Annotated in this window: 21 protein-coding genes, 1 tRNA gene and 2 pseudogenes; 15 read left to right on the top strand and 9 right to left on the bottom strand. The window is 71.9% G+C overall.

Going from position 1 to position 24412, the window contains the following annotated elements:
- The first annotated feature begins 33 nt into the window (after positions 1 to 33).
- The 3 genes from JN350_RS17470 (at position 34) to JN350_RS17460 (ending at position 2779) form a co-directional block, all read left to right on the top strand.
- On the top strand, positions 34 to 714 hold the full coding sequence (locus JN350_RS17470; protein WP_205462989.1) for a GntR family transcriptional regulator: 681 nt from the start codon (positions 34 to 36) through the stop codon (positions 712 to 714).
- A 171-nt stretch (positions 715 to 885) separates the two neighbouring features.
- Entirely contained in the window at positions 886 to 2550 is a 1665-nt protein-coding gene (locus JN350_RS17465) for an LCP family protein (protein WP_205462988.1), read from the top strand.
- Between the two features lie 140 nt (positions 2551 to 2690).
- Positions 2691 to 2779: transfer RNA gene (locus tag JN350_RS17460), tRNA-Ser, on the top strand.
- Positions 2780 to 2838: 59 nt separating this feature from the next.
- Here JN350_RS17460 and JN350_RS17455 read toward each other — a convergent pair.
- Positions 2839 to 4044, bottom strand: coding sequence for an MFS transporter (locus JN350_RS17455; RefSeq protein WP_205462987.1), 1206 nt, complete (start codon positions 4042 to 4044; stop codon positions 2839 to 2841).
- 169 nt (positions 4045 to 4213) lie between these two features.
- Between JN350_RS17455 and JN350_RS17450 the strand changes: the two are divergent.
- Both JN350_RS17450 and JN350_RS17445 read left to right on the top strand, forming a co-directional pair.
- A pseudogene (locus JN350_RS17450) lies at positions 4214 to 4662 on the top strand (MarR family winged helix-turn-helix transcriptional regulator).
- Positions 4663 to 4718: 56 nt separating this feature from the next.
- Positions 4719 to 5408 carry a Type 1 glutamine amidotransferase-like domain-containing protein gene (locus JN350_RS17445; protein WP_205464504.1) on the top strand — a complete coding sequence of 230 codons (690 nt, stop codon included), beginning with the start codon at positions 4719 to 4721 and terminating at the stop codon, positions 5406 to 5408.
- Between the two features lie 3 nt (positions 5409 to 5411).
- Here JN350_RS17445 and JN350_RS17440 read toward each other — a convergent pair whose 3' ends face one another.
- Entirely contained in the window at positions 5412 to 6425 is a 1014-nt protein-coding gene (locus JN350_RS17440; RefSeq protein ID WP_205462986.1) for a LacI family DNA-binding transcriptional regulator, read from the bottom strand.
- Positions 6426 to 6523: 98 nt separating this feature from the next.
- Here JN350_RS17440 and JN350_RS17435 point away from each other — a divergent pair, with 98 nt between their 5' ends.
- The 7 genes from JN350_RS17435 to JN350_RS17410 all read left to right on the top strand — a co-directional run bounded on the left by JN350_RS17435 (position 6524) and on the right by JN350_RS17410 (position 13589).
- Positions 6524 to 7753: a Gfo/Idh/MocA family protein gene (locus JN350_RS17435; protein ID WP_205462985.1), complete on the top strand. Its 1230-nt coding sequence runs from the start codon at positions 6524 to 6526 to the stop codon at positions 7751 to 7753.
- Positions 7750 to 8754, top strand: coding sequence for a sugar phosphate isomerase/epimerase family protein (locus JN350_RS17430; RefSeq protein WP_205462984.1), 1005 nt, complete (start codon positions 7750 to 7752; stop codon positions 8752 to 8754). The genes JN350_RS17435 and JN350_RS17430 overlap by 4 nt, the downstream gene beginning before the upstream one ends.
- Before the next feature lie 172 nt (positions 8755 to 8926).
- Positions 8927 to 9754, top strand: a complete 828-nt coding sequence (locus JN350_RS17425) for an AAA family ATPase (RefSeq protein ID WP_461963272.1) — start codon at positions 8927 to 8929, stop codon at positions 9752 to 9754.
- The gene (locus JN350_RS21215) at positions 9697 to 9918 is read left to right on the top strand and encodes a hypothetical protein (protein ID WP_461964484.1); all 222 of its coding nucleotides are present in this window, start codon (positions 9697 to 9699) and stop codon (positions 9916 to 9918) included. The genes JN350_RS17425 and JN350_RS21215 overlap by 58 nt, the downstream gene beginning before the upstream one ends.
- Positions 9918 to 11321, top strand: coding sequence for a DUF58 domain-containing protein (locus JN350_RS17420; RefSeq protein ID WP_205462983.1), 1404 nt, complete (start codon positions 9918 to 9920; stop codon positions 11319 to 11321). The genes JN350_RS21215 and JN350_RS17420 overlap by 1 nt, the downstream gene beginning before the upstream one ends.
- Complete coding sequence (locus JN350_RS17415; protein ID WP_205462982.1) at positions 11245 to 13215, top strand: transglutaminase TgpA family protein; 1971 nt, start codon at positions 11245 to 11247, stop codon at positions 13213 to 13215. The genes JN350_RS17420 and JN350_RS17415 overlap by 77 nt, the downstream gene beginning before the upstream one ends.
- Positions 13212 to 13589, top strand: a complete 378-nt coding sequence (locus tag JN350_RS17410; RefSeq protein ID WP_205462981.1) for a hypothetical protein — start codon at positions 13212 to 13214, stop codon at positions 13587 to 13589. Before JN350_RS17415 ends, JN350_RS17410 begins: the two co-directional genes overlap by 4 nt.
- Before the next feature lie 198 nt (positions 13590 to 13787).
- Here the strand turns inward: JN350_RS17410 and JN350_RS17405 are convergent, their stop codons facing one another.
- The 3 genes from JN350_RS17405 to JN350_RS19935 all read right to left on the bottom strand — a co-directional run bounded on the left by JN350_RS17405 (position 13788) and on the right by JN350_RS19935 (position 15408).
- Positions 13788 to 14396: a TetR/AcrR family transcriptional regulator gene (locus tag JN350_RS17405; protein ID WP_111084642.1), complete on the bottom strand. Its 609-nt coding sequence runs from the start codon at positions 14394 to 14396 to the stop codon at positions 13788 to 13790.
- Positions 14397 to 14623: 227 nt separating this feature from the next.
- Entirely contained in the window at positions 14624 to 15187 is a 564-nt protein-coding gene (locus JN350_RS17400; RefSeq protein WP_240347406.1) for a TRIC cation channel family protein, read from the bottom strand.
- Positions 15091 to 15408, bottom strand: a complete 318-nt coding sequence (locus JN350_RS19935; RefSeq protein WP_240347405.1) for a TRIC cation channel family protein — start codon at positions 15406 to 15408, stop codon at positions 15091 to 15093. Before JN350_RS19935 ends, JN350_RS17400 begins: the two co-directional genes overlap by 97 nt.
- Positions 15409 to 15477: 69 nt before the next feature.
- Between JN350_RS19935 and efeU the strand changes: the two genes are divergently transcribed.
- The 3 genes and pseudogenes from efeU (at position 15478) to efeB (ending at position 19577) form a co-directional block, all read left to right on the top strand.
- Positions 15478 to 17073: an iron uptake transporter permease EfeU gene (gene efeU, locus JN350_RS17395; protein WP_205462980.1), complete on the top strand. Its 1596-nt coding sequence runs from the start codon at positions 15478 to 15480 to the stop codon at positions 17071 to 17073.
- Positions 17060 to 18279 (top strand): annotated as a pseudogene (gene efeO / locus JN350_RS21210) (iron uptake system protein EfeO). Before efeU ends, efeO begins: the two are co-directional and overlap by 14 nt.
- On the top strand, positions 18276 to 19577 hold the full coding sequence (efeB, locus tag JN350_RS17380; protein WP_205462977.1) for an iron uptake transporter deferrochelatase/peroxidase subunit: 1302 nt from the start codon (positions 18276 to 18278) through the stop codon (positions 19575 to 19577). The pseudogene efeO and the gene efeB overlap by 4 nt, the downstream one beginning before the upstream one ends.
- A gap of 328 nt (positions 19578 to 19905) precedes the next feature.
- On the opposite strand, the gene JN350_RS17375 is transcribed toward efeB, so the two are convergent.
- The 4 genes from JN350_RS17375 to JN350_RS17360 all read right to left on the bottom strand — a co-directional run bounded on the left by JN350_RS17375 (position 19906) and on the right by JN350_RS17360 (position 24391).
- On the bottom strand, positions 19906 to 22236 hold the full coding sequence (locus JN350_RS17375) for a bifunctional metallophosphatase/5'-nucleotidase (protein ID WP_205462976.1): 2331 nt from the start codon (positions 22234 to 22236) through the stop codon (positions 19906 to 19908).
- A gap of 66 nt (positions 22237 to 22302) precedes the next feature.
- Positions 22303 to 22668 carry a sugar phosphate isomerase/epimerase family protein gene (locus JN350_RS20350; protein WP_461964482.1) on the bottom strand — a complete coding sequence of 122 codons (366 nt, stop codon included), beginning with the start codon at positions 22666 to 22668 and terminating at the stop codon, positions 22303 to 22305.
- A 17-nt stretch (positions 22669 to 22685) separates the two neighbouring features.
- The gene (locus JN350_RS20345; protein ID WP_205462974.1) at positions 22686 to 23237 is read right to left on the bottom strand and encodes a sugar phosphate isomerase/epimerase family protein; all 552 of its coding nucleotides are present in this window, start codon (positions 23235 to 23237) and stop codon (positions 22686 to 22688) included.
- Positions 23234 to 24391 (bottom strand): Gfo/Idh/MocA family protein, encoded by a 1158-nt coding sequence (locus JN350_RS17360; RefSeq protein ID WP_240347404.1) that lies wholly within the window; start codon positions 24389 to 24391, stop codon positions 23234 to 23236. The genes JN350_RS20345 and JN350_RS17360 overlap by 4 nt, the downstream gene beginning before the upstream one ends.
- Positions 24392 to 24412: the final 21 nt, after the last annotated feature.

The raw sequence follows: 24412 nt of genomic DNA, 5'->3' as shown, positions 1-24412 counted from the left end.
CCCAGGGCGACCACCGTGCGTGAAGCTGGCGCGATGGAGCAGTCACCGATGCGCGTCGGCCGGGGCGACCGCGATCCCCACGGCCTCCGGCGCAGTCTGCTGCGCGACGCGGTCTTCCTCCGCTTGCTCGAGAACGTGCTGCGCGGCGAGTACCGCCGCGGGCAGCGCCTGCGCCTCGACACCATCGCCGAGGACATGCGGGTCTCCCGCACGCCGGTGCGCGAAGCCCTCGTCTCGCTCGAGTCGCACCAGCTCGTCACCGTGCAGCGGTACGTCGGCGTGGTGATCACGCGGTGGACCGTCGGGCAGATGACCGAGCGCGTGCGCATCGCCCGGGCCCTGGTGGTCGACCCGCCGGTGAGCGGCACGGGCCACGACGACCGCTTCGACCCGGCCTGGCTCCGCGAGTGCTGGACCGAAGCCGGGGCCTTCGTCGAGCTCGTCGCGTGGTTCCTCCGCCGAAGCGGCGCCTCGGTCAGCGCCGACTGGATGCTGTCGCAGCGCACCGTGCTCGACATGTTCTTCACCGACGACGTCGCCCTGGCCAACGGGATCGACGCCGTGGTCGACCGGGCGCGACGGCTCGAACTCGTCGACCAGGCCGCGCGGGCAGCGGAGCGCGACGCGGCCGACGACTGCGCGGCAGCGTTGCTCGAGCTCGCCACGGCGCTCATCGCCCTGCCGGATCGGTTCCGGGTGGCCGTGGCATCCTGAGTCCCCTCGGCTGCGCGTTCGCACAGGTCGGCATCGAGCCCCGCGGATCCGGGGGTCGACGGTGGATCAGTGCGTCCGCTCCGACGTCGTTCGCACTGGATCGCCAGGCGTCTCCGTGGCAGCCTTGACCGGCTGCCGTCCCCGGCGCGTCCACCGACGACAGGAGAGCCCGTGAACGACGTCCGCGATCGCTCCCACCGTCTCAACCGGGCCGACGGGATCGCACGGCACGGACGTCTCCGTCGGTCCGCACCCTTCCGGACCGTCGCTGCGCTGGTCGCGAGCGTGGCCGCGGTCGCGCTCGTCAGCACCGCTTCGGTGGCAGCCATCGCCGCGAAGCAGGTGACGGACGACCTCGGCGACGGTGTGCAGATCGAGGGCCAGGCGGCGCCGCAGTCGAACGGCACGAAGGCCCCGTCACTCAGCGCGTACGCGGGCGGCTTCAACATGCTCGTCGTCGGGACGGACAACGACCCGGACCAGTCCGCGGAGTTCGGGGAGCGCGACGCCACCCTCAACGACGTCAACATCCTGCTCCACGTCTCGGCCGACCACACCAACGCGACCGCGGTGAGCATCCCCCGCGACCTCGTCACCCCGATCCCCGCGTGCAGGAAGACCGACGGCTCCGGCACCGCACCGGCCATGGCCGCGCAGCCGATCAACACCTCGTTCAGCGACGGCGGGCTGAACTGCGTGACCCAGACCGTGCAGGGGCTCACCGGCCTGGACATCCAGTACTCGGCCGCGGTCTCGTTCAACGGCGTCATCGAGATGTCGAACGCGATCGGTGGCGTGCCGGTCTGCGTGGCGCAGCCGATCCAGGACCCGTACACCGGGCTCGACCTGCCCGCCGGCACCTCGACCCTGCAGGGCGACGAAGCCCTCGCGTTCCTCCGGACCCGGCACGGCGTCGGTGACGGTTCCGACCTCGGCCGGATCTCGAGCCAGCAGGTGTTCCTGTCGTCGCTGCTCCGGACCGTGAAGTCGAACGACACCCTCACCTCGCCGACCACCCTGTACAAGCTGGCCCGCGCCGCGGCGTCGAACATGCAGCTGTCCGAGAGCCTGAACGACATCGGGACGATGGTGCAGATGGGTCGGGCGTTGCAGGACCTCCCGCTGTCGCAGGTGAACTTCGTGCAGTACCCGGGCACGACCGGCGGCACCGGGGTCTACGAGGGCAAGGTCCAGCCGACGACGTACCTCGCCGACCAGCTGTTCGCGAAGATCAAGGCGGACCAGTCGTTCTCCCTGGGGAGGACAGCACGGGCATCGGGTCCGAGACGAACGGGGCGCCGTCGGCAGCACCGTCGTCGCCGGCCGCTGCAGCGCCGTCGGCTCTGCTATCCGCACCCGCGACTGCCGCGCCGTCGTCGCCTGCCGCAGTTGCTCCGACTGCGCCCGCTGCTGCTCCGACTGCATCGGCGACGCCGGAGACCATCGACGGGCTCGAGGGCCAGTCCGCCGACCAGCAGACCTGCTCCAAGGCCTTCGGGTACTGACCCCGGGCGTGCACGGCCCTTCGCCCCGCGTCCTCGCGTCTCGCGTCTCGCGAAAGCGACAGTCTGCCGCCGAACATCCGCGGCACACTGTCGCGCTGACGGCACAGACCGCGGGCCGTGCCGGGACACCGTCGCTTTCGCGTACTGGTCGGCGTCGCCCGGACGCGGAAACGGGGGCGCGGTGGTGGACCGCGCCCCGGAAGCCGCTCCCCGAGCGGGCGCCAGGCAACCGGGCGCGCCGGGCCCGACTCGGAGAGCGACGTCGGTGCTGTGTCGCGACTACGGGGACGAGCCCCGGAATGTGATCGCCGCGTCTCGACGATGCTATTGACCGGGGTACGTCGAGACAACCCCGAGGTGTCCCCACTTCGGGGGACCCGCGTTCTGCGACCGTGCCACGCGCGGGGTGCGGTCGGGTCGAGAGTGGCTCGGTCCTCCTGTATGGTGGTCGGAGCGCTCGCGAGAGTGCTTGGAGACGTCGCATAGTCCGGCCGAGTGCACCACCCTGCTAAGGTGGAGTCCCCTTTAGGGGACCGAGGGTTCAAATCCCTCCGTCTCCGCACTCCACGAAACCCCGGTCCGATCGGACCGGGGTTTCGTCGTCTCCGGAGTGGTCTCGTCAGGCCGTCGCGACGCTCCCTGTCGAGGTCAGCTCGCCGGCCCCGCGCGAGCGACCGCGCCGCACGGCACCCATGGCGACGAGCGTCAGGGCCACGGCGGCCAGGGTGATCCCGGCTCCCGCCCAGATCGGCGAGGTGTAGCCGAGCCCGGCGGCGATGGTGAGCCCACCGATCCAGGCACCCAGCGCGTTGCCGAGGTTGAACGCGGCGATGTTCGCCCCGCTCGCCAGGGTCGGCGCGTGGTCTGCGTACTGCATCACGCGCGTCTGCAGTGCCGGCACGGTCGCGAACCCGAAGGCGCCCATGAGCACGAGGGCGATGACGGTCAGCACGGGCGAGGTCGCGACGAGGGCGAACAGTCCCAGCACCACGGTGAGGGCGACGAGCACGACGAGCAGGGTCCGGTCGATCGAGCGTGCGGCGAGCTTGCCGCCGACGAAGTTCCCGACGAACAGCCCGACGCCGAACACCACGAGCAGCCACGGCACCGCCGAGGACGGGAACCCGGACACCGAGGTCAGCGTGTACGCGATGTAGGTGAACGCACCGAACATCCCGCCGTAGCCGAGCACGGTCATGCCGAGTGACAGCCACACCTGGCCGGAGCGGAAGGCGCCGAGCTCGCGGGCCAGTGACGGTGTCTCGGCCTGGCGGACGGCGGGGACGAGCACGAGGACGCCGACCAGGGCGACGACGCCGATGGCGACGATGGCCCAGAAGGTCGAACGCCAGCCGAGCGCCTGACCGAGGAACGTGCCGAACGGCACTCCGAGCACGTTGGACGCGGTGAGGCCCGTGAACATCAGGGCGACGGCCGAGGCGCGCTTCGAGCGCTCGACCATGTTCGCGGCGACGACGGACCCGATGCCGAAGAACGCTCCGTGGCAGAGCGCCGCGATGACGCGTCCGGACATCATCACCTCGTAGGTCGGTGCGATCGCGGACAACGTGTTGCCGACGATGAACAGCACGAGCAGCACGAGCAGCCCGAGCAGGACGGGCTTGCGGGGAAGCCGGGTGGTGGCTGCGGTCAGGCCGAGCGCCCCGACGATGACGGCGAGCGCGTAACCGGTGACGAGCCAGCCGGCCGTGGTCTCGGTGACGCCGTAGTCGGCGGCGACCTCGGGCAGCAGGCCGGTGATGACGAACTCGGTCAGTCCGATGCCGAATCCGCCGAGTGCGAGGGCGATGAGTCCCGCGGGCATGGGGTTCCTTCCGTTGTGCGGTGGCGCTGTGCCGCGTACGCTGGTTGTTGCAGACGCGCGTTATCGATAGTTGCACACGCGGGGTATCAGTGCAAGCAACTGCACGCGCCCGCAACGACCCCGCGGCCGACCGCGGCCCCCGACCCTGCAATCGACCAGAAGGAGCCCGATGTCCGTCGACGACACCTCCACCGCCGTCCGTGCCCACGGCTGGCGCACCCTGGCGGCGCTGCACGGCCTGATCGAGACGCGACTCGAGCGTGCGCTGCGCGACGTCGACCTGTCCGTGGTCGAGTACACCGTGCTCGATGCGCTGCGCCGACAGGACGGCTTCCACATGCGCATGCAGCAGCTCGCCCGCGCGGCGGCCCTCAGCCCGAGTGCCACGACCCGGCTGGTGAACCGACTCGAGGAGCGTGCGCTCCTCACCCGCGTGCTCTGCGCCGACGACCGCCGCGGGCTCTACACGGAGCTCACCCACGCCGGACAGCGGCTGCTGGATGCGGCCACGCCGATCCACGCCGCTGCGCTCGAGGGGCGCTCGCCGAAGCGCGCGAGGTCCCCGAGCTCGAGGAACTCGCGGTCGCGGTCGACCGGCTCGAGGGTGCCAGCGTCTGACGCAGGTGTTGCGCGGCGGTCGGTCGCGGTGGATCCTGAGGTGGACCAGCCAGCACCTGAGCCGGGAGGCGACGTGGAAGCTCCTGCTGACGTCCGGGGGCGTCACGAACCCGAGCATCCGCGCCGCGCTCGTGGACCTGCTCGGCAGGCCGGTCGAGGACAGCCACGCGCTGGTGATCCCGACCGCGCAGTGGGGCCACCCCATGTGCGGGCCCGGCTCGGTGCGGGGCCTGCTGGCAGGGGGTCCCGACTTGCAGTACCTGGCGGGTCTGGGCTGGGCATCGGTGGGCGTCCTGGAGCTCACCGCGCTGCCGACGATCGGCGTCGAACGGTGGACGGCCTGGGTGCGGCAGGCCGACGTGCTGCTGGTCGACGGCGGCGACGCCACCTACCTCGCCCACTGGGTGCGGGAGTCGGGGCTCGCAGACGTGCTGCCGTCGTTGCCCGACACGGTCTGGGTGGGGGTGAGCGCCGGGAGCATGGTGATGACGCCTCGGATCGGCTCGTCGTTCGTCGCGTGGTCGTCCGCGCCGGACGACCGGGCCCTGGGGGTCGTCGACTTCTCGGTCTTCCCGCACCTCGATGCGTTCCCGGAGAACACCCTGGGGCACGCCGAGCGGTGGGCAGCCGACGTCGGCGGCCCGGCCTACGCCATCGACGAGCAGACCGCCATCACGGTCGTCGACGGCACGGTCGAGGTCGTGTCCGAGGGGAGATGGGTGGCGTTCGCCGACGGGCGCCGCTGACGCTCAGGCCCGCGGCGGCGCCGTCGTGGACCGCACGACGAGCGTCGGCGGTACGAGCGTCCGGATCGGCTCCGCCAACTCCGACTGCGACACCGACCCCGACGAGCCGATGCGGTCGATCAACCGCGCGACCGCAAGCCGCCCGACCTCGTCGTTGTGCGGGTCGACCGTGGTCAGGCGCAGCAGGGGTGAGGCGGCGAGCGGGGTCTCGTCGTTGCCGACCACCGAGACGTCCTCGGGGACCCGGAGTCCGGCTTCGTGGACAGCGGCGATCGCGCCCATCGCCATGACGTCGTTCGCGGCGAACACCGCCGTCAGGTCCGGGTGGTCCCGCAGTGCACGGCTGGTGCCCTCGTACCCGGTCGTCTCGGACGTCGGGCCGTCGCCGTAGACCAGCGGCGCGATGCCGGACGCGACCATCCGCGTGACGGTGCCCTCGCGGCGGACCGCAGCCGGGCCTCCCGAACCGGTGACGTGGACGATGCGGCGGTGACCGAGTCCGATCAGGTGATCCGCTGCCAACCGGCCGCCGGCGGCCTCGTCCGAGGCGACGACGTCGAGCCCGCCGGGCACGTCGGCCCGGGCGCCGGCGACGACGACGGGCGTGTCGGCCGGCACGACGAGGTCGGGGAAGCCCTCGGCGGCGAGGACGACGCCGTCGACCCGCAGTGAGACGAGGTCGTCGAACGGCGAGGAGCCGAGGTGGGCGTTCGCACGGGTGTCCGCGAGGGTGAGTCGCAGGCCGTGTGGTGCAAGCGCGTCGCGGATGCCGTCGAGCAGGGGGACGAACCACGGATTGCGGAAGTCGTCGACGATGACCCCGACGGTGCGCGTCCGGGTGCCGGCGAGGATCGCGGCGGCGCGGTTCGGGCGGTAGCCGAGCTCGGCGGCTGCGGCGAGCACGGCCGAGCGGCGTGCGTCGGAGACGCCCGGGTCGTCGCGGAGCACCATCGAGACGAGTGACTTCGAGACGCCGGCACGGGTCGCGACGTCGATGATCGTCGGGGGTCGTGACACGCGGCTCCTTGACAGGACATGGGGTGGTCGGGCTACAGTCTACCGACATGTTCTGGAACGTTCCAGAATCGGTACCGGACTTCTCGAAGGAGAGAACCATGAGCGACAGCATCGGCGTCGCCGTCATCGGGGCGGGCATGGCGGGCAAGGCCCACATGGCCGCGTGGCGGAACGCACCCTCACTCTTCGCCCCGACGCTGCCGCCCGTGCGGCTCGTGTCGATCGGCGACGTGTACGAGCCCCTCGCGGCCGAGGCTGCGCAGCGCTTCGGCTACTCCCGCCACGACACGGACTGGCGATCCGTCGCCGCGGCCGACGACATCGACGTCGTGAGCGTCGTCGTCGCGAACAAGCTGCACCGCGAGATCGTCGAGGGGCTGCTGGCCGCCGGCAAGCACGTCCTGTGCGAGAAGCCGCTGTCGGACTCGCTCGAGGACGCGCGGGCGATGGCCACCGCGGCCACCGAGGCATCGCAGCGCGGGCTCGTCGCCCGCGTGGGCTTCACCTACCGCCGCGCCCCGGGTCTCGCCGCGATCAAGCAGCTCGTCGAGGACGGCACGCTCGGCCGCGTCCTGCACGTCTCCGCCCGCTACTGGACCGACTACGGCTCGTCGCCCGACGTGCCGTTCTCGTGGCGGTTCGCGGGTGCCCCCGGCACCGGAGCCCTCGCCGACGTCGGCTCGCACCTGGCGTACGTGGCCGAGTTCCTGGCCGGCGAGGTGCAGAGCGTCAACGGCGGCGTGTTCGCGACCGCCATCACGAAGCGCCCGATCGCCGCCGGGTTCGCCCTGCGCGGCCAGGCCGTCCCGCTGACGGGTGAGTTCGCCGACGTCGAGAACGACGACTACGCCACCTGCAACGCACGCTTCGGCGACGGCTCCGTGGTGGGCTCGCTCGAGGTGTCCCGGGTCGCCACGGCGCACCCGAACGGTCTGGTCATCGAGGTCTTCTGCGAGAACGGCGCAGCGCGCTGGGACCAGGAGCGCGCCTCGGAGATCGGCCTCGCGCTGCAGTCCGACGGCTCCCGCCTCGGTGGGTACCGCCAGGTCGTCCTCGGCCCGGACCACCCCTACGTCGCCGGCGGCATGGCGATGGACGCGCCCGGTGTCGGCTGGGGGCAGAACCAGATGTTCGAGTACCAGGCACGCGCGTTCCTCGACGAGGTCGCCGGCGTCGCGGACCCGCTGGCGGCCAACGCCACGTTCGACGACGGTGTGCACAACATGGAGATCCTCGACGCGGTGGCGCGGTCCGCCGCAGCCGGCGGCGCATCGCTGGACGTCCGCCCGACCGAGACCGTCCGCACCACCGAAGGAGCGCACGCATGAAGCTCGGGCTGTACAACGCGATCTTCCACGACCGATCGCTCGCCGAGGCCCTGACGGCCATCGCGGGCAACGGCCTGACCGGCATCGAGCTGAACACCGGCGGGTTCCTGCCCCCGGTGCACGTGCCGGACATCGACGCGATCCTCGACGACGACGCGGCCCGTGACGCCTTCCTCGCCCGGTTCGAGGGCACCGGGGTGTCCATCGCCGGCCTGAACTGCAACGGCAACCCGCTGCACCCGGACCCTGCGATCGGCGAGGCCCACGCCGAGGACATCCGGCGCAGCATCCGCCTCGCCGCACGCCTCGGCCAGGACCGCGTCGTCACGATGTCCGGGCTGCCGGCGGGCGAACCCGGCGGCACCCGACCGAACTGGATCGTGAACGCCTGGAACTCGGCCGCACTCGACGTCATCGAGTACCAGTGGAGCGTCGCCGTGCCGTTCTGGCAGGAGATCGACGCCCTGGCGCGGGAGCACGGGGTCAAGGTCGCACTCGAGCTGCACCCGCAGAACGTGGTGTTCAACCCGGCGACGATCCGCGAGCTCGTGGAACGTGGTGGGCTGACGAACACCGGCGTCGAACTCGACGCGAGTCACCTGTTCTGGCAGCAGATGGACCCGGTGGCGGTCGTCCGCGACCTCGGTGACCTGGTCTTCCACGCCGCGGCGAAGGACGTCCGGATCAACCCGCACGCGGCGATCAACGGGGTGCTCGACAACTCGTTCCGTCGGCTGTCGCCGGACGAACCGCGCACGAACCTCGGTGGCGACGAGTGGGCGAACGAGTGGCCGAAGCCGTCCGCGTGGGACTTCGTCGCGCTCGGCAAAGGCCACGACGAGGCGTACTGGTCGGCGTTCCTCGAGGCCCTGCGCGAGGTGGACCCGGACATGTGGGTCAACATCGAGCACGAGGACACCGAGCTCGGTCGTGAAGCAGGGGTCGCGGTCGCCGCGAAGGTCCTGCTCGCAGCCGACGCGGCGCTCGCGACGCGCGCGTGAGTCGCGTCTGAGACGCACCACGTGATCTGGACGGGAGGCCCGTGGGACGTGCGCCGATCGGCGCACGCTCCACGGGCCTCCCGTCCAGTGCGCATCGGTGACACGCCCACCGGGCGCTGTCACCGGACCGATGTAGCATGCACGACACCTGTCCCGAGACGAGGAGCCCTGCGTGCCGGAGCCGACCGACCCCGCCTTCCCCCTCGAGCGCATCCGAGAGGTCGGTGACGCCATCGTCGCGTCCGTCTCGACGGTGATCGACGGCAAGACCGAGGCGATCCGCACCGCGCTCACCGTGATGCTGGCCGAGGGGCACCTGCTCGTCGAGGACGTCCCCGGCGTCGGCAAGACGGTCCTGGCGAAGGCGCTCGGCGCCTCGGTGGGCGGCTCGGTGAACCGGATCCAGTTCACGTCCGACATGCTGCCGTCGGACGTCACCGGGGTGAACATCTTCGACCAGTCCTCGGGCACGTTCCGGTTCTCACCGGGGCCGGTGTTCGCGAACGTCGTCATCGGTGACGAGATCAACCGCACCAGCCCGAAGACCCAGTCCGCCCTGCTCGAGGCGATGGCCGAGTCGCAGGTCACCGTCGACGGCGTCACCCGGCTGCTCGACCGCCCCTTCATGATCGTGGCGACGCAGAACCCGATCGACATGGAGGGCACGTACCCGTTGCCCGAGGCCCAGCGTGACCGCTTCATGGCGCGCATCACGATGGGGTACCCGAGCGTCGACGCCGAACGGCAGATGCTCGCGAACCGCGGCGGCGGCGACCCGCTGTCGCACCTGCGACCGATCGTCGACGTGACCACGCTGCGCGGGATCATCGAGGCCGTGGCGAACGTCCACATCGCCCCCGACGTCGAGGCGTACGTCATCGCGATCGTCCGCTCCACCCGCACCCACCCCGACCTGGTGCTCGGCGCCAGCCCCGCGCCACGCTGCACCTGGCCCAGGCCGCCCGTGCGCACGCCGCGCTGCTCGGCCGGCCGTTCGTGACCCCGGACGACGTCGCCGCGCTGGCGCCGATCGTGCTCGCCCACCGGCTCGTGCCGGTGGCGCGCGGACTCGGTGGCACGGGCGAGGACACCGTGCGCGAGATCGTCGTCCGCATCGTCTCCGACACCGCCGTGCCGTTCACGGCGACGCCCGTCCGCTCCTGATGCCGGGGCGATCGGCACCGTCGTCGCTGCTGCGGCGCACCGGTGCCGCGCGCTCGACGCTCGGGCGCTTCGGCCGCCGTGGGCTGTCACTGCTCCGGCGCACGCCGTTCCCCCGTCCGACCGTGCGCGGCTGGACCGTCATCGCGATCGGTATCGGGCTGGTCGGGGGCGGGCTCGTGGGTACCACCAGCGTCGCCGTCTCGGCCGGGCTGCTGCTGCTCGTGCTCGTCGTGCTCGGCATCGTGATGGCGTTCGTGGTCGCCGCGCCGCTCCGGGGCAGTCGGAGCACGGCGCGCGCGATCGTGCAGGTCGGCGAGGTCTACCGCGAGCGGATCACCCTCGGCAGCACGACTCTGCCGATCGGCCCGCGGTCGACCCTGCTCGTCCGGGAACAGCTCGAGGACGCCTTCGCCAGTGCGTCCGAGGCCGAGACCTACGCGCTCGTCGGCCCGGGGGTCCCGCCAGCCGTGCTCGACGTCGAGGCGCTCGCGATGCACCGCGGCCGCACGCTGGTCGGACCCGTCACGATCCGGGTCGAGGACCCCTTCGGCCTGCTCCGCATCGACCGGCCGGTGGTGCCCGCAGAAGAGGTCGTCGTCGTCCCCGCGAGTGCACCGCTCGCCGCGATCGACACCGGCGCCCTCGCCGGGGCCGTCTCCGCCGACGAAGGACGGGTCGGGCAGGGCGGATCCGCCGACGACAGCGAACTCCGGCCGTACCGTCCCGGCGACCCGATCCGTCGGGTGCACTGGGCGCAGAGTGCTCGCCGCGGCGAACTGCACGTCCGGCAGACCACGCAGGCGCAACCACCCGAGGCCGTCATCGCGCTCGACGTCCGGCGCGAGTCCTACCAGGGCCTCGGGCGCGAGGACCTGGCGGAGCTGTCCGACCTGGGCGGTGACCAGGCCTTCGAACACGCGGTCGTCGTCGCCGCCAGTGTCGCCCGCGCCCTCGCCGCCCGGACCTCGCGTGTCGTGCTCGTGAGCGACGGACCGTCGGGCAGCACCCGGCACACCGGTGACGTCGGCGGACTCACCGACGTGCTCGTCGGACTCGCGGACGTCCGGCTCCGCAGCGACGCCCGTCCGGTCACCGAGGTCCTGCCCGAGGTGCGTGGGCGGGACGTGCACGGCATGACCGCCGTGGTCACCGGCAACTGCACCGCCGAGCAGGCGGCCGAACTCGTGACGGCGACGAGCGGATCGAGCCGAGGGATCATGGCGACGATCGTGCCGCCGGACCCCGTCGTGCGGGGATCCTCGACCGCGGCGGTTGGCGCACCCTGGTGGTGCCCGTCGCCGGGGCGACCGCGTCCGGAGCCGCGCGGTGAGCGGCACCGCTGCGCCGTCGCGTCGGCCCGTCGACGTGCGCGAGGTCCTGGACCGCGACGACGACACCCGTGACACCCCGAGCACCTGGGTCGTCGCGCTCGCCCCGGTGCCCGTGCTCATCGCCGCGCTCGCGATCCGTCCGCTCGTGCAGGGCACCGCCTGGTGGGTGTCCGGCGTCGTGGTCGTCGCGGTGCTCGTGGCCGTCATGCTCGCGGTGCGTCGCCGGGCCCCCGGGGTCCGGTTCGTGGCGCTCGTCGCCACGCTCGTGCTGTGCTCGTGCGCCGCAGCCCTGGTCAACGACGTGCAACCCCTCGGCTGGCTCGACGCCGACGGGGCCCTGGGCGAGACGCTCGCCGCCATCCGCCTGAACCCCGCGCCGTTGCCGCAGACCGACGCGATCCGGCTGGTCGTGACCGTGTCGATCGCCTGGGTGGCGGGCGTCTCGTTGTTCCTCGCCGCGATCGCCCGGATCCCGTCGCTCGCCGCCGCGCCCGCACTCGTCATCCTCATCGTCCCGGGGATCATCACCGGACAGCCGGCGGGCACCGCGCTCGTGATCACCACGTCCGTCGCCTTCCTCGCCTTGCTGTGGCTGTCGGTCCGACCCGTGCAGCGAGCGCTCCCGGCCGCGGTCGTCGGTGCGATCGGGCTCGTCGTCGCGATCGGCCTGCCCGCGATCGTGCCGCTCAACGCGAGCTGGCTGTCCGGCGTCACCGGGGCCATCCAGTCGCCGATCCAGCCCGGGCGACCCGGCACCCTGCTCGAGCTCGGCAACGACCTGCGGCAGCCGAGCGAGCTCGAGGTGCTCCGCTACCGGTCGTCCGACGGCCAGCCCGAGTACCTCAAGCTCGCCGACCTGGACGAGTTCGGCACCGGGGACTGGGTGCCGACGGTGACGAACGCCGCCGAGGCCGACACCGCCGACCAGCAGCAGTGGGCCGAGGGCGTGAACCCCCGCCTGGCGACCCGCGGCGACGTCACCGTCCGGATCACGGGTCTGTCGAGCACGTACCTGCCGGTGCCGTCCGGGGCGGTGTCGATCGATTCGCGTTCCACCAACCTCGACCTGTCGCAGTGGCGCTGGATGGGCTCCTCGAGCACCGTGCGGTCGACCGGTCCGGCCACGCCGCGCGGTGCGACGTACGAGGTCTACGGCGCCTCGACCTTCGCGAACGCGTACCTCGACGCCGTCGCGGCCTCGGGTGTCCTGTCCCGTGCCGACGGCCGGGGGTTCCGCGAGCCGAGCGGCGACCAGCTGCAGACCGACCTGACGCTGCCGAAGAACCTGCCCGCGAACATCTCGTCGACCGCTGAGCGGGTGGCCGGGGCCGCGTCCGACGACTACGCCCAGGCCCGCGCCCTGGAGCAGTGGTTCCGCAGCGACCTGTTCACCTACTCCGAGACGGCCCCCGTCGAGCAGGGCTACGACGGCGACAGCATGGACGTCGTCTCGACCTTCCTGCAGGTGCGCGAGGGCTACTGCGTGCACTTCTCGTCGGCGATGGCCGTGATGGCCCGGACGCTCGGCATCCCGTCCCGCATCGCGGTGGGGTACCGGGCGGGGGCGGCGCAGCCCGACGGCGAGTACGCGGTGTCGAACCGGCAGCTGCACTCCTGGCCCGAGCTGTACATCCAGGGGGCCGGCTGGGTCGCGTTCGAGCCCACGCCGGACTCCGACGCGGCAGCGCAGCCCTCGACCGAACCCACGGAGACCCCGACCGCGGCGACGCCCGAGTCCCCGCTGCCCGCGCCCGAGCAGTCCGCCCCCGCCGAGTCCTCGGCGACGCCGACCCCTCGGCGTCGGCGGAGCCCGGTTCGGCCGGTGCCTCGGGCGGCGGCGGTCCGGTCGGCCTGCTGTTCGGCGCAGCGCTCGTCCTCGCGTTGCTCATCGCCCCAGGACTCGTCCGAGTGCTCCGACGGCGCTCGCGGTTGTCGGCCGTCGCCGCTGGTCGCTCACCGGCGGTGAACGCCTGGCGTGAGGCCCTCGACGACGTCGCCGACCACGGCTACGCGCCGGGGCTGGCGCCGCCCGGCGACGCAGCGGCTGCGGCCCGGACCGCCCGTGCCGTCCTCGGACGACTCCGTCCGGTGCTGCCGGCCTCAGCGCTCCCGCACCTCGACGCCGTGGTCGATGCCGTCGACCGTGAACGGTTCGCGGCCGGCGCGGTCGCAGCGGTCGACGGCGATGCCCTCGTGCGGCACGTGCAGCAGGCGCGGGAGGCCCTCGACGCGTCGGTCTCCGGTGGACGGGTGCTGCGGTCGCGCCTGCTGCCGCCGAGCCTGCTGCCGTCGTCCGCGTGGTCGCACGAGGGGCGTCGGCGTTCCCGTCGCACCGCCTGACCCCCGACTGACCGCGCCTGGCTGCGGCTGGCTGCGGCGCGCCGCCCGGTCGGCTCCGCGAAAGCGACACATCTCGCGACGGTCCCGCCGTCCCTCCGCCAGAGCGACAGTGTGCCGCGGATGTTCCACGGCAGACTGTCGCTTTCGTGACTGGCTGCGAACGCGACGACGCCAGCCGCCGCACCGTCCGCCGCCGGGTCAGCGGCGGCGGACGACCGCCTCGACCAGGGCGGCGATGACCTCGCCCGGGTCGACACCCGGCAGCGCGGGCCCGTCGAACACGACCCCGACGTTGGCGGCGACGAGCGCCGTGGCGAACACGTCGAGCGGCATGCCGGCGTCGACCTCCGGGTGCGCCCCGAACCACAGTCGCACCAGCTCGTGCACACCGTCCTGCAGCACCCGTCGCTGCCGCACGAACTCGGGCAGCAGGTCGGTGTGCCGGATCGCGTAGGCGCGGAACTCCGACAGCAGGGCGAACTGTGCGCGCTGGTCGTGCCGTCCGAAGGCCGCTCGCACGACGTCCGCGATGTCCGCCGCGGCGATGTCGGCACGGATGAGCTCCTGCAGCGACCCGAGCACCAGGTTCGTGCCGCGCTGCATGACCTGCGCGAGCAGGTCCTCCTTCGACGAGAAGTTCGAGTAGACCGCGCCCTTGCTGAACCCGGCGCGTGCGGCGACGTCGTCGAGACGCGCTCCGTGCACGCCCTGTTCGGCGAAGACGGCAGCACCGGCGATGAGCAGACGTTCTCGGACCTCGGCCCGTGGGGTCCTCGGTGTGGGGGAGTCGGAGACGTCGTCGTTCATCGTTCCTGCTGGGGCGGGGCACCGGGGCTGGAACCCGGGCGGGCGAGCTGGGGCGGGAGACCTGCCGCGCCGCGCGTCTGATCACGCGCGGCATCAGCGAAGCCCCCATCACCACGTCTGCGCGGAACCGCCGCGTTCGGGTCGCGTCGGTTCGGTGCTGACGACATGAGCCGGGTCGATACCCGACGGTAGGGATGCTACGCCGGAGCACCGACAGATGACACCCCTCAGTCGTCGAACGAGGATTCCGTTGCCGTGTCGTGTTCTTCGCGGACGCTGCCCGCCCCCGTGCGCCGTCCGGGGCGTCGGAGCAGCCGGAGTGCGTCGGGTCGCAGGCTCCGACCGCGCCGCAGCAAGGACCCGAGCGTCGACTTCGGCTGCCAGTCGCGACCGTTGGGCAGTCCCCAGCCGCGGCGGACAGCGCCCCAGCGCAGGCCGAGCGACAGCGCGATCGCGGCGACGATCCCGATCGACGGCGATCCGAGGGCGGACGCGACGACCATCACCACCGACGCCGCGACGGCCACGGTGGCGTACAGCGCGTTCCCGCCGAACACCGCGGGCACCCGGCGGAGCAGCAGGTCCCGCATCGCGCCGCCGCCGACCGCGGTGATCGTGCCCATGATGATCGCGGCGGGCCACTCCAGGCCGGCGTCGTAGGTGCGCTGCACCCCGACCACCGCCCAGAACCCGATCACCGCCGCGTCGAGCACGGTGAACAGTCGGTCCCAGGTGATCTCGGAGAACGACACGAAGAAGGCGATGAGCGCCCCGGCCAGTGCGACCGGCACGTAGAGCGGGTCGACGAGTGCGACCGGGGGCCGTTCTGCAGCAGGGTGTCGCGCAGCATGCCGCCGCCGAGACCCGAGACGAAGCCGACGACCAGGAACCCGAACAGGTCGAAGTCCATCGCCCGGGCGATCGATCCGCCGAGCAGGGCGGAGGCGAACACCCCGGCGAGGTCGAGCACGTTCGTGACCGACGCCAGGCCCTCGACGGACAGCAGGTTCATGAGAACCATCAAACCCCACGCCGAACGACTGGCGGGCCGAACGGCGGTTAGGTTAGCCTCACCTACGTCATGCTCGCCACCCTCGTCATCGGCCTCCGTGAAGGCCTCGAAGCGACGCTCATCGTCGGCATCATCGCCGCGTTCCTGCGTCGCAACCGTGTCCCCCTCGCCCCCATGTGGTTCGGCGTCGGGGTCGCCGTCGTGCTCAGCATCGGCGTCGGGTTCGGCCTGCAGGTCGTCGAGCAGGCCCTGCCGCAGGCGCAGCAGGAGGGCATGGAGGCGATCATCGGCATCGTCGCCGTGGTCTTCGTCACCGGCATGATCGTCTGGATGCGCACCCACGCACGCACCCTCACCGAGGAACTCGAGGCGAGCGCGACCGAGGCGCTCGGCCGCGGCACCGCGTGGGCGCTCGCCGGCATGGCCTTCCTCGCCGTGCTCAAGGAGGGCTTCGAGACCGCGGTCTTCCTCCTCGCCACCTTCCAGGCGTCGTCGGACACCGGTCTCGCCGCCCTCGGCGCGGTCATCGGCATCGCGGGCGCCGTCGTCATCGGCTACGGCATCTACACCGGCGGCGTCCGGCTGAACCTGTCGAAGTTCTTCACGGGCACCGGCGTCTTCCTGGTGTTCGTCGCCGGCGGACTCGTGCTGACGGTGCTCCGGCGCGCGCACGAGGCCGGGTGGATCGTCATCGGGCAGCAGCGGACCGTCGACCTGTCCTGGCTCGCCCCGAACGGTTCGGTGCAGGGTGCGCTCGTCACGGGCGTGCTCGGCATCCCGCCGGACCCCCGGGTGATCGAGGTGCTCGGCTGGGTCCTCTACGTCGTGCCCGTACTCGCCCTGACGCTGTGGCCACGCGCCTGGCGCCCGTCGGCGGCACGCATCCCCGCGATCCGCGCGACGGTCGCCGGTGCGCTCGCGGTCGCCGCCGCAGCACTGGCGATCGCCGTGCCGACAGGCGGGGTCGACCTGCCGCGCACCGCTGCGGTCGGCGGGGACGCCACCTCCGTCTCGGCGGACGTCCACGGCGCGTCCGGCCTCCTCCGCGTCGCCGGCACCACCACCGGCCAGGAGGCACGGATCACGTTGCCGACGTCGGCCCACCGCCGCGTGACCCGAGCGGGCGTGGCCACCGACCGGTGGCGGGTGCGCACGTCGGCCACCGCAGCGGACCGCCCCGCCACGCTGACCCTCGACGACCTCGTCGACCTGTTCGGCCGGATCCCGGTCGGCGTCTCGCCGTCGACGAACCCCGGCCCGTTCACCGCCCGCTGGGCGGTGCGCGACACCGTGACCCTGTGGACGGTCGGTGGTGGGGTCCTGGACGCCACCCGCGACGAACGCACGGTGCTGACGTTGAGCGACGGGGGCCTCCCGTCCGCGCGCACCACGACCCTGGACCGCTCCGTGTGGTCCGTCCCCGACTCCCGCGTCGAGCGGTCCGCCACTGCGGTGGCGACCGCGGACACGCGGGCTGCCGAGCTGCTGCTCTGGAAGGCCTGGTTGCCGATCGCCCTCGGCGTCGCAGCCGCCGCCCAGGCGCTGCTCGCGCTCCGTGACCGCCGTCGTCGGACGGCACCCGTGAACCCCACCCCCGAAACCGTCCCGACACGCGGCCCACCCGCCGGGGACCCTGCAAGGAGCAACGACTATGCCGTTCGGTAAGCCCGTGCGACCCCTGATCACCCTCGGCGCCCTCGGCGTCGTCACCGCCCTCGCGCTGACCGGCTGCGCGAGCTCCGACGGTGCCTCGGACAGCTCCACCGACGCCGCGAAGGTCTCGCGCGTCACCATCACCCTGACGAACGACGGCTCGGACCAGTGCACGGTCTCCGAGACGAAGGTGCCGGCCGGGCCGGTCACGTTCTCGGTGGAGAACGAGTCCTCGACCGCCATCACCGAGGTCGAACTGCTGCAGGACCAGCGGATCCTCGGCGAGAAGGAGAACCTCGCACCCGGCCTCGACGCCGTGCAGTTCACCGCGACCCTGACCGGTGGGAAGTACCAGGTGTACTGCCCCGGGGCGGACACCGAGCTCACCGACTTCACGGTGACGGGCAAGGTCACCTCCACCGCGAACAGCAGCGCCGCCACCCTGCTCGACGAGGGCACGAAGGGCTACGCCGACTACGTCGACGGCCAGGTCACCGACATGGTCACCGCGGTCGAACTCCTGCAGAAGGACGTCGACGCCGGCGACCTCGAGGCCGCGAAGACCGACTACGCGAACGCCCGCCCGTTCTACGAGCACGTCGAGAGCGACGTCGACGGCTTCGTCAAGAAGGGCCACAAGGCGACCGACAACGCCGGCAACCTCGACTACCTGATCGACATGCGCGCCTCGAACCTCGACCCGGCCGTCGGCTGGAGCGGGTTCCACGCCGTCGAGAAGGACCTGTTCCAGGCGGGGAGATCACCGCGTCGACCAAGAAGACCGCGGCCGACCTGACCGAGAACGTGCAGCTGCTCGCGAAGCTCGTCCCGACGCTCGACTACAAGCCCGAGGACCTGGCGAACGGTGCCGCCGGCCTGCTCGAGGAGGTCCAGTCGAACAAGGTCACCGGTGAGGAAGAGGCGTACAGCCACATCGACCTCGTCGACCTCGCCGCCAACGTCGAGGGTGCCCGTCAGGCCTTCGCGTACCTCAAGCCGGGCCTGACGAAGCTCGACCCGACCCTCACCAAGCAGATCGCGAAGCAGTTCGACGCGACGAACACGATGATGGACGGCTACCGCAACGCCGACGACCTGGGCGGCTTCGACACGTGGGACGCGGGCACCAAGCAGTCCGACGCGAACCGCATCTCGCAGCAGATCCAGGCCCTGCAGGACCCGCTGTCCCGCCTCGCCGAGAAGGTCGCCACCGCGTGACGCAGCCCGACGACGACCGCGCAGCCCGCACCGGGGTCTCCCGGCGTGGGCTGTTCGGCGCAGGACTCGCCGCGGCCGGAGCGGGTGCCGGTGCCGCGGTCGGCATCGGCGGTGCCACGGCCGCGACGGGCGTCGACCCGTTCACGGCGGCCGCCAACGGTGACGAGTCCATCGACCTGTCCCAGAGCCACCCGTTCTACGCGACCGCCGCCCGGCAGCCGCAGGGCGGGGTGCAGACCGCACCCCAGCGGTACTGCGTCTTCATGACCTTCGACCTGTCCACCAGTGTCGCGACCGAGCTGCAGGTGCTCCTCGCCCGCTGGTCCGCGGCGATCGCGCAGCTGCAGGCGGGCAAGACCGTCGGAAGTGTCGAGCCCGCGCACGGTGACGGCGTCGGCGCGGACACCGGTGAGGCGCTCGACCTCGGCCCGGCGTCCCTGACGGTCACGGTGGGGCTCGGCCCCGGCGTCTTCGACGAGCGCTTCGGTCTGGCCGACAAGCGCCCGGCGGCGCTCGCCGACGTGCCTCGGCTGCCGAGCGACAACCTGCAGGCCGGCCTGACCGGGGGCGACCTGTCGCTGCAGGCCTGCGCCGACGACCCCCAGGTGGCCTACCACGCTGTCCGCGACCTGGCCCGGATGGCCCGGGGGACGGCGACCGTGCGGTGGACCGTGCTCGGCTTCGGTCGTGCGTCGGCCGGCCCGCACCAGACGACGCCGCGCAACCTGATGGGCTTCAAGGACGGCACCAGGAACATCACGACGGACGAGGACCACGACCGCTTCGTGTGGATCGACGACCCGGGCGAGGGTGCGGCGTGGATGACCGGCGGCACCTACCAGGTGGTGCGGAAGATCCGGATGAACATCGAGATCTGGGACGCCGACGTCGTCAGCGATCAGCAGCGCGTGTTCGGTCGGACCAAGATCGAGGGCGCACCGCTGTCCGGCGGGACCGAGCACACGACGCCGGACTTCGCGGTGACCGGGAAGGACGGTGCCACGAAGATCGACGCGACGTCCCACATCGCCCTGGCCGCCCACGAGGCGAACGGCGGCGTGAAGATCCTGCGGCGTCCGTACAACTACACCGACGGCCTCAACGAGTACGGCCAGCTCGACGCGGGGCTGCTGTTCCTGGCCTACATGGACGACCCGGAGCACTTCACCCGGCTGCAGCGGAAGCTCGGCGCCTCGGACCGGTTGAACGAGTACGTCTCGCACATCGGCTCCGCGGTGTTCGCGATCCCGCCGGCACCGCGCAAGGGGTCGTACATCGGCGAGCAGCTGTTCCGCTGACCGTGTCCGGAGTGCGCTGACGCCGCCGGGGAGAGGGCGCCCTCCGCCGTTTCCCTGGAGGCGGAGGGCACCCGCGTCGCGGGGTCTCGTCGAACGGAACCACCGCCGACCTGAGAGGCGACCCGGCGCGACGCGTCGCGATGCGACAGGCCCGAGAGTACCCCGCTGATCGCCGGATCCGCAGTGCCAGCGCGGCTGTGGGACAGGGAGCGCGCCAGCGGGGCCGCGCGGGGTGCGCGCCGGACGCGATCCGTGCCTCCCGGAACGACGGAACGGGCCGCCTCACGGTGGTGAGACGGCCCGTTCGTGTCGGACTGGAGGCGCGGCGTCAGTCCGCCTGGATGCTCGCGTCGATCCGTGCGCGCTTCCGGCGCACGGCGACGAGTGCGGTGATGCCCGCCAGCAGGAGCAGGCCCGCTGCGATCCCCGCCGCCGTCAGGTCCGCGCCCGTGTAGGCGAGGTCACCGCCGGCGTTCGTGGAGTCAGCGGGGTCGCCCGCCAGGTCGGTTCCGGTTCCGGTTCCGGGGACGTTCCCGTTCCCGTTCCCGTTGCCGTTGCCCGGGTCGGCCGGGTCCGTGGGGTCGGTCGGGTCCGTGGGCTCGGTCGGGTCCGTCGGGTCGACGGCTGCGGCGAGCGGGATGGTCACGGCGAGCGTGATCGTCTGGCCGCCCGGAAGGGTGACCACGAGCGGCTCGTCCGTCGTCGCTGCGGCACGGGCAGCCGCGCGGACCGTCGTTGCGTCGACCGACGACTCGATGGTGGGCACGGCGAAGGTCAGCGTCGCACGACCCTGCTCGTCGGTCTTGTCGACGATCGTCGGGTCGATCTCGGCCGTGGCGAGCTCGACGTCGCCGGCGCTGACCGACACGGTGCCGGCTGCAGTGGGGTCGTCGCTGCTGAACACGAGCGACGACAGCGCGATGCTGACCTCGTCACCGGGCTGGAAGCCACCGGCGGGCGTCGGCGTGACCGTGGTGCCGACGGCACGCTGGTCGGCCGGCGGGGTGACCGACGGGTTGGCGAGGAAGTAGTCCACCTGCGCCTGCAGGTCGACCTGGCCCGAGTCCGCGACGTTCGTGCCGGTCGCGAAGGCGGCGAAGTTGTCGCCACCCGTCGACAGGAACGAGTTGACCGTCACCTTGAGGGTGTCGTCGAGCGCGATCGGCTCGCCGTCGAGGGTCATCCCGGTGATGCGCTCACCGCGGCCCTTCGCGGGGTCGTAGGTGTACGCGAAGCCGTTCGAGACGCCGAGCTTGAGGAACGGACGCTCGAGGCCGTCGGGCTGCCACTGCTGCTCGAGGGCGTTCTTGATCTGCTGCCCGGTCATGTCCTCGGTGACCAGGGTGTTCGCGAACGGCTGGACGAGCGCGGCTTCCTTGTAGGTGACGGTGCCGTCCGGGTCACCCGCGCCGCTGGACTTGTAGACCATGTCCGTGCGGAGCCCGCCCGGGTTCATGAAGGCGACCTGCGAGCCGTTGCGCTCGGTCGCGGAACGCTGCACCTCGGCGATGTAGTTGCCGAGGACCGATTCGCCACCGCGGTTCTCAGCGGTGCGGTCCGACTGGACCGCGCGGCGCAGGTCGCCGGTGATCTCGCCGAGCTTCTTGCTGCCCTCCACGTCGGCGACGGCCTTCGCGGCGGTCACGATGCCGGTGACCTCGTCGACCGACGTGGTGTCGGCCGGCACGCGGGTCTCACCGTTGACCGACTTGACCTCGGACGTGATGCCGGTGAGTTGCTTGTCGGCGTCGACGGTGAGCTGCAGGTGCCCGAAGTTCACGCCGTACGAGGCGGTCTGGATGACGGGACGGGGTGTGCCCGTCGGGCCTGCGATCGAGTGGTTGTACTTCGCGTGGGTGTGTGCGGAGACGATCGCCGCGACCTTCTCCGAGACACCGGAGGTGATCCCGCCGAAGGCGCCGGTGCCGGTCGCGTCCGCGAGGGCGCTCGTGGTGGCGCCCTCGTGCACGAGGAGCACGAGCACGTCGGCCTCGCCGTTCGACTCGTCGTCGTCGGTGAGCTGGTCGGCGTACTTGTTGACCTGGCTGACGATCGGGGCCATCGCGAGACCCTGCACGCCGCCGGGGCTGACGAGCCCGGGGATCAGGTCCTCGGTGGTCGCGCCGATGAAGCCGACCTTCACGCCGCCCTTCTCCACGATGGAGTACGGGGTGAACGCGGGCTCGGTCGTACCCTGCTTGACGATGTTCGCGGAGACGTAGGGCCAGTCGGCACGGTCCTCGATGCGCCCGGTCAGGTCGTCCTGACCCTTGTCGAGCTCGTGGTTGCCGATCGCGCTGACGTCGAGGTCCATGGCGTTGAGCGCATCGATCGTCGGGGCGTCCTGCTGGATCAGCGAGGTGAACGTCGAGGCGCCGACGTTGTCGCCGACGCTGGCGAAGATCGTGTTCGGGTTGGCCTCGCGGTACGACTGCACGACACCGGCGAGCTTGGCGGCACCAGCCGCCTTGTCGACGGCGGTGCCCTCGGACTCGATGCGGCCGTGGAAGTCGTTGACGTCGATGATGTCGATCGTCGTGTCGCCCTCGGCGGCGACGGCGGTGGAGGGGATGGACAGTGCGACGAGCACACCCGCGGTGGCGAAGGCCGCGCCGCTGATGATGCGCCGTCGGCGGCTCGGAGAGGAGTGGAGGTTCATCGTCGGAGAACCTATGAGGACGCACAGCCGACCCGCCAGTGTCGCGTCGAAGTCGTCACATGACGTTCACATGGACCGGGGGTCGTGTGCGATGAGGGGGCGGAGGGTGCGGTGCGCGATGCGGAGCCCCTCGAGGACCTTCTCGTCGGTGCCGCCCCAGAGCGGGTCTTCGTGCTCGACCGACAGGGTGCCGTCGAAGCCCGCCTCGTACAGGCGGTCGACGACGTGTGGCCAGTCCACGACGCCACGGCCCGGCACCCGGAAGCGCCACCAGCCCATGTCCCACGGGTCGTCGCCCTTGTCGACCTTGCCGAAGAACCCGTACGCGTTGCGCTTCGCCGGGAACAGTTCGAGGTCCTTCGCCTGGGCGTGCACGATGTGCTCGGCGAACGGCAGGATCGTCTCGACCGGGTCGATGCCGATCCAGGTCAGGTGCGACGGGTCCCAGTTCAGGCCGAAGCCGAGGCCGGTGACCCAGTCCCAGAGCTCGGGGAGTACGCCAGGTTGCCGGGGTAGCCGTCCGGGTGCCAGCCCTCCATCACGCAGTTCTCGATGATCAACCGCACGCCGCGCTCGCCGGCGTAGTCGACGAGCTCGGGGAGCACCCGGTCGCCGATCCGCATGTTGTCGACGACGCTGCGGCTCACGTCACGGCCGATGAACGTGCCGACGTACGGCACGCCGAGCACCTGCGCCGCATCGATCGCGTGCTTGAGGTGGGTGCGGATCTCCTCGCGCCGGGCGAGGTCCTGGTGCAGGTTGTTCTCGTAGTACGCGAGTGCCGAGATCTCGAGGCCGGTGCGGTCGAGCAGGTCACGGGTCGCCGCCGCATCCTCGTCGGTGAACGTCGCCACGGGCAGGTGCGCCGCCTCGAAGTCACGGCCACCGGTGCCGGGCCACACGCCGACCTCGAGCCGCTCGTAGCCCTGCTCGGCGGCGAAGTCCGCGATCCGGTCGAGCGACCACCCGGGCAGACAGGCCGTCAGCATGCCGAGCTTCACCGGATCTCCCGCCACGTGGTCTCGGCCGCGCTCGTGATCACGGCGTCGACGATGTCGGCGGAGCGTGCGCCGTCGGCGAAGGTCGGCAGCCCGTCGGGCGCCACACCGGTGCGGACCGCGGTGTGGGTGTCGGCGACGAACGCGGCGAAGGCGTCGAGGTAGCCCTGCGGGTGCCCGGACGGCACGATCGCCAGACGCCGCTGGTCCGGGTACCCCTGCGACGGGTCGCGGACGACGATCTGGGCACCGCGCTCGTTGCCGAACCACGCGGACTCGGGCTGCTCCTGGTCGAAGGCGGCGCTGCCGCGGGTGCCGTCGACCTCGAACCACAGACGGTTCTTCCGGCCGGAGGCCACCTGCGAGATCACCACGTTGCCGATGCGCCCGGTGCCGGTGCGGAACGTCGCGACCGCGGTGTCCTCGGTGGTGACCTCGGCCCGTTCCGCAGCGTCGGCGACCGGGTCGGGGTCCGGCGAGCCGGAGAACGACGGCCCCGAGGCCGCGGGCCGGGTCGGGTAGACGATGTCGGTCGCCGCGGACACCGAGGTGAAGCGCTCACCGGTGACGAACTCCACCAGGTCGCACCAGTGCGAACCGATGTCGGCGAACGCCCGGGACGACCCGCTCGAGGTCGGGTCGACCCGCCAGCTCGAGGCGTCCTCGTCGAGCATCCAGTCCTGCAGGTAGTGGCCGTGCACGGCGAGCAGTCGACCGAGGTCGCCGTCGGCGATGCGCGCGCGGATCTCGCGGATCATCGGGTGGTAGCGGTACACGAACGGCACCGTGGCGACGACACCGGCGTCCGCCGCCGCGGCGACGAGTTCGGCGGCCTGCGCCGGGTCGATCGCGAGGGGCTTCTCGCACACCACGTGGATGCCCGCGGCGATGACCGCCATCGCCTGCGGGTGGTGCTGGTCGTTCGGGGTGCAGATGTGCACGACGTCGGGGGCGTCCGCGATGACGTCGTCGAGCGAGGCGTACCCACGAGGCAGGTCGAGTTGCGCCGCGACCTGCTCGGAGCGCGATGCGTTCCGACCGAGCACCCCGAGCACCTCGGCACCGGCGGCCCGGGCCGCGCGGGCGTGGACCCCCGCGATCATGCCGGTGCCGATCACGACGACGCGGAGGCGTCGTCCTTCGTACCCACTGCTCATGGTGCTCCCTCGCGCCGAACT

The organism is Curtobacterium sp. 24E2 (genome assembly GCF_016925595.1).
In the GTDB taxonomy this organism is placed as follows: domain Bacteria; phylum Actinomycetota; class Actinomycetes; order Actinomycetales; family Microbacteriaceae; genus Curtobacterium.
Note: the sequence above shows the minus strand (reverse complement) of the source record. Positions and strands in the feature narration are given on the sequence as shown.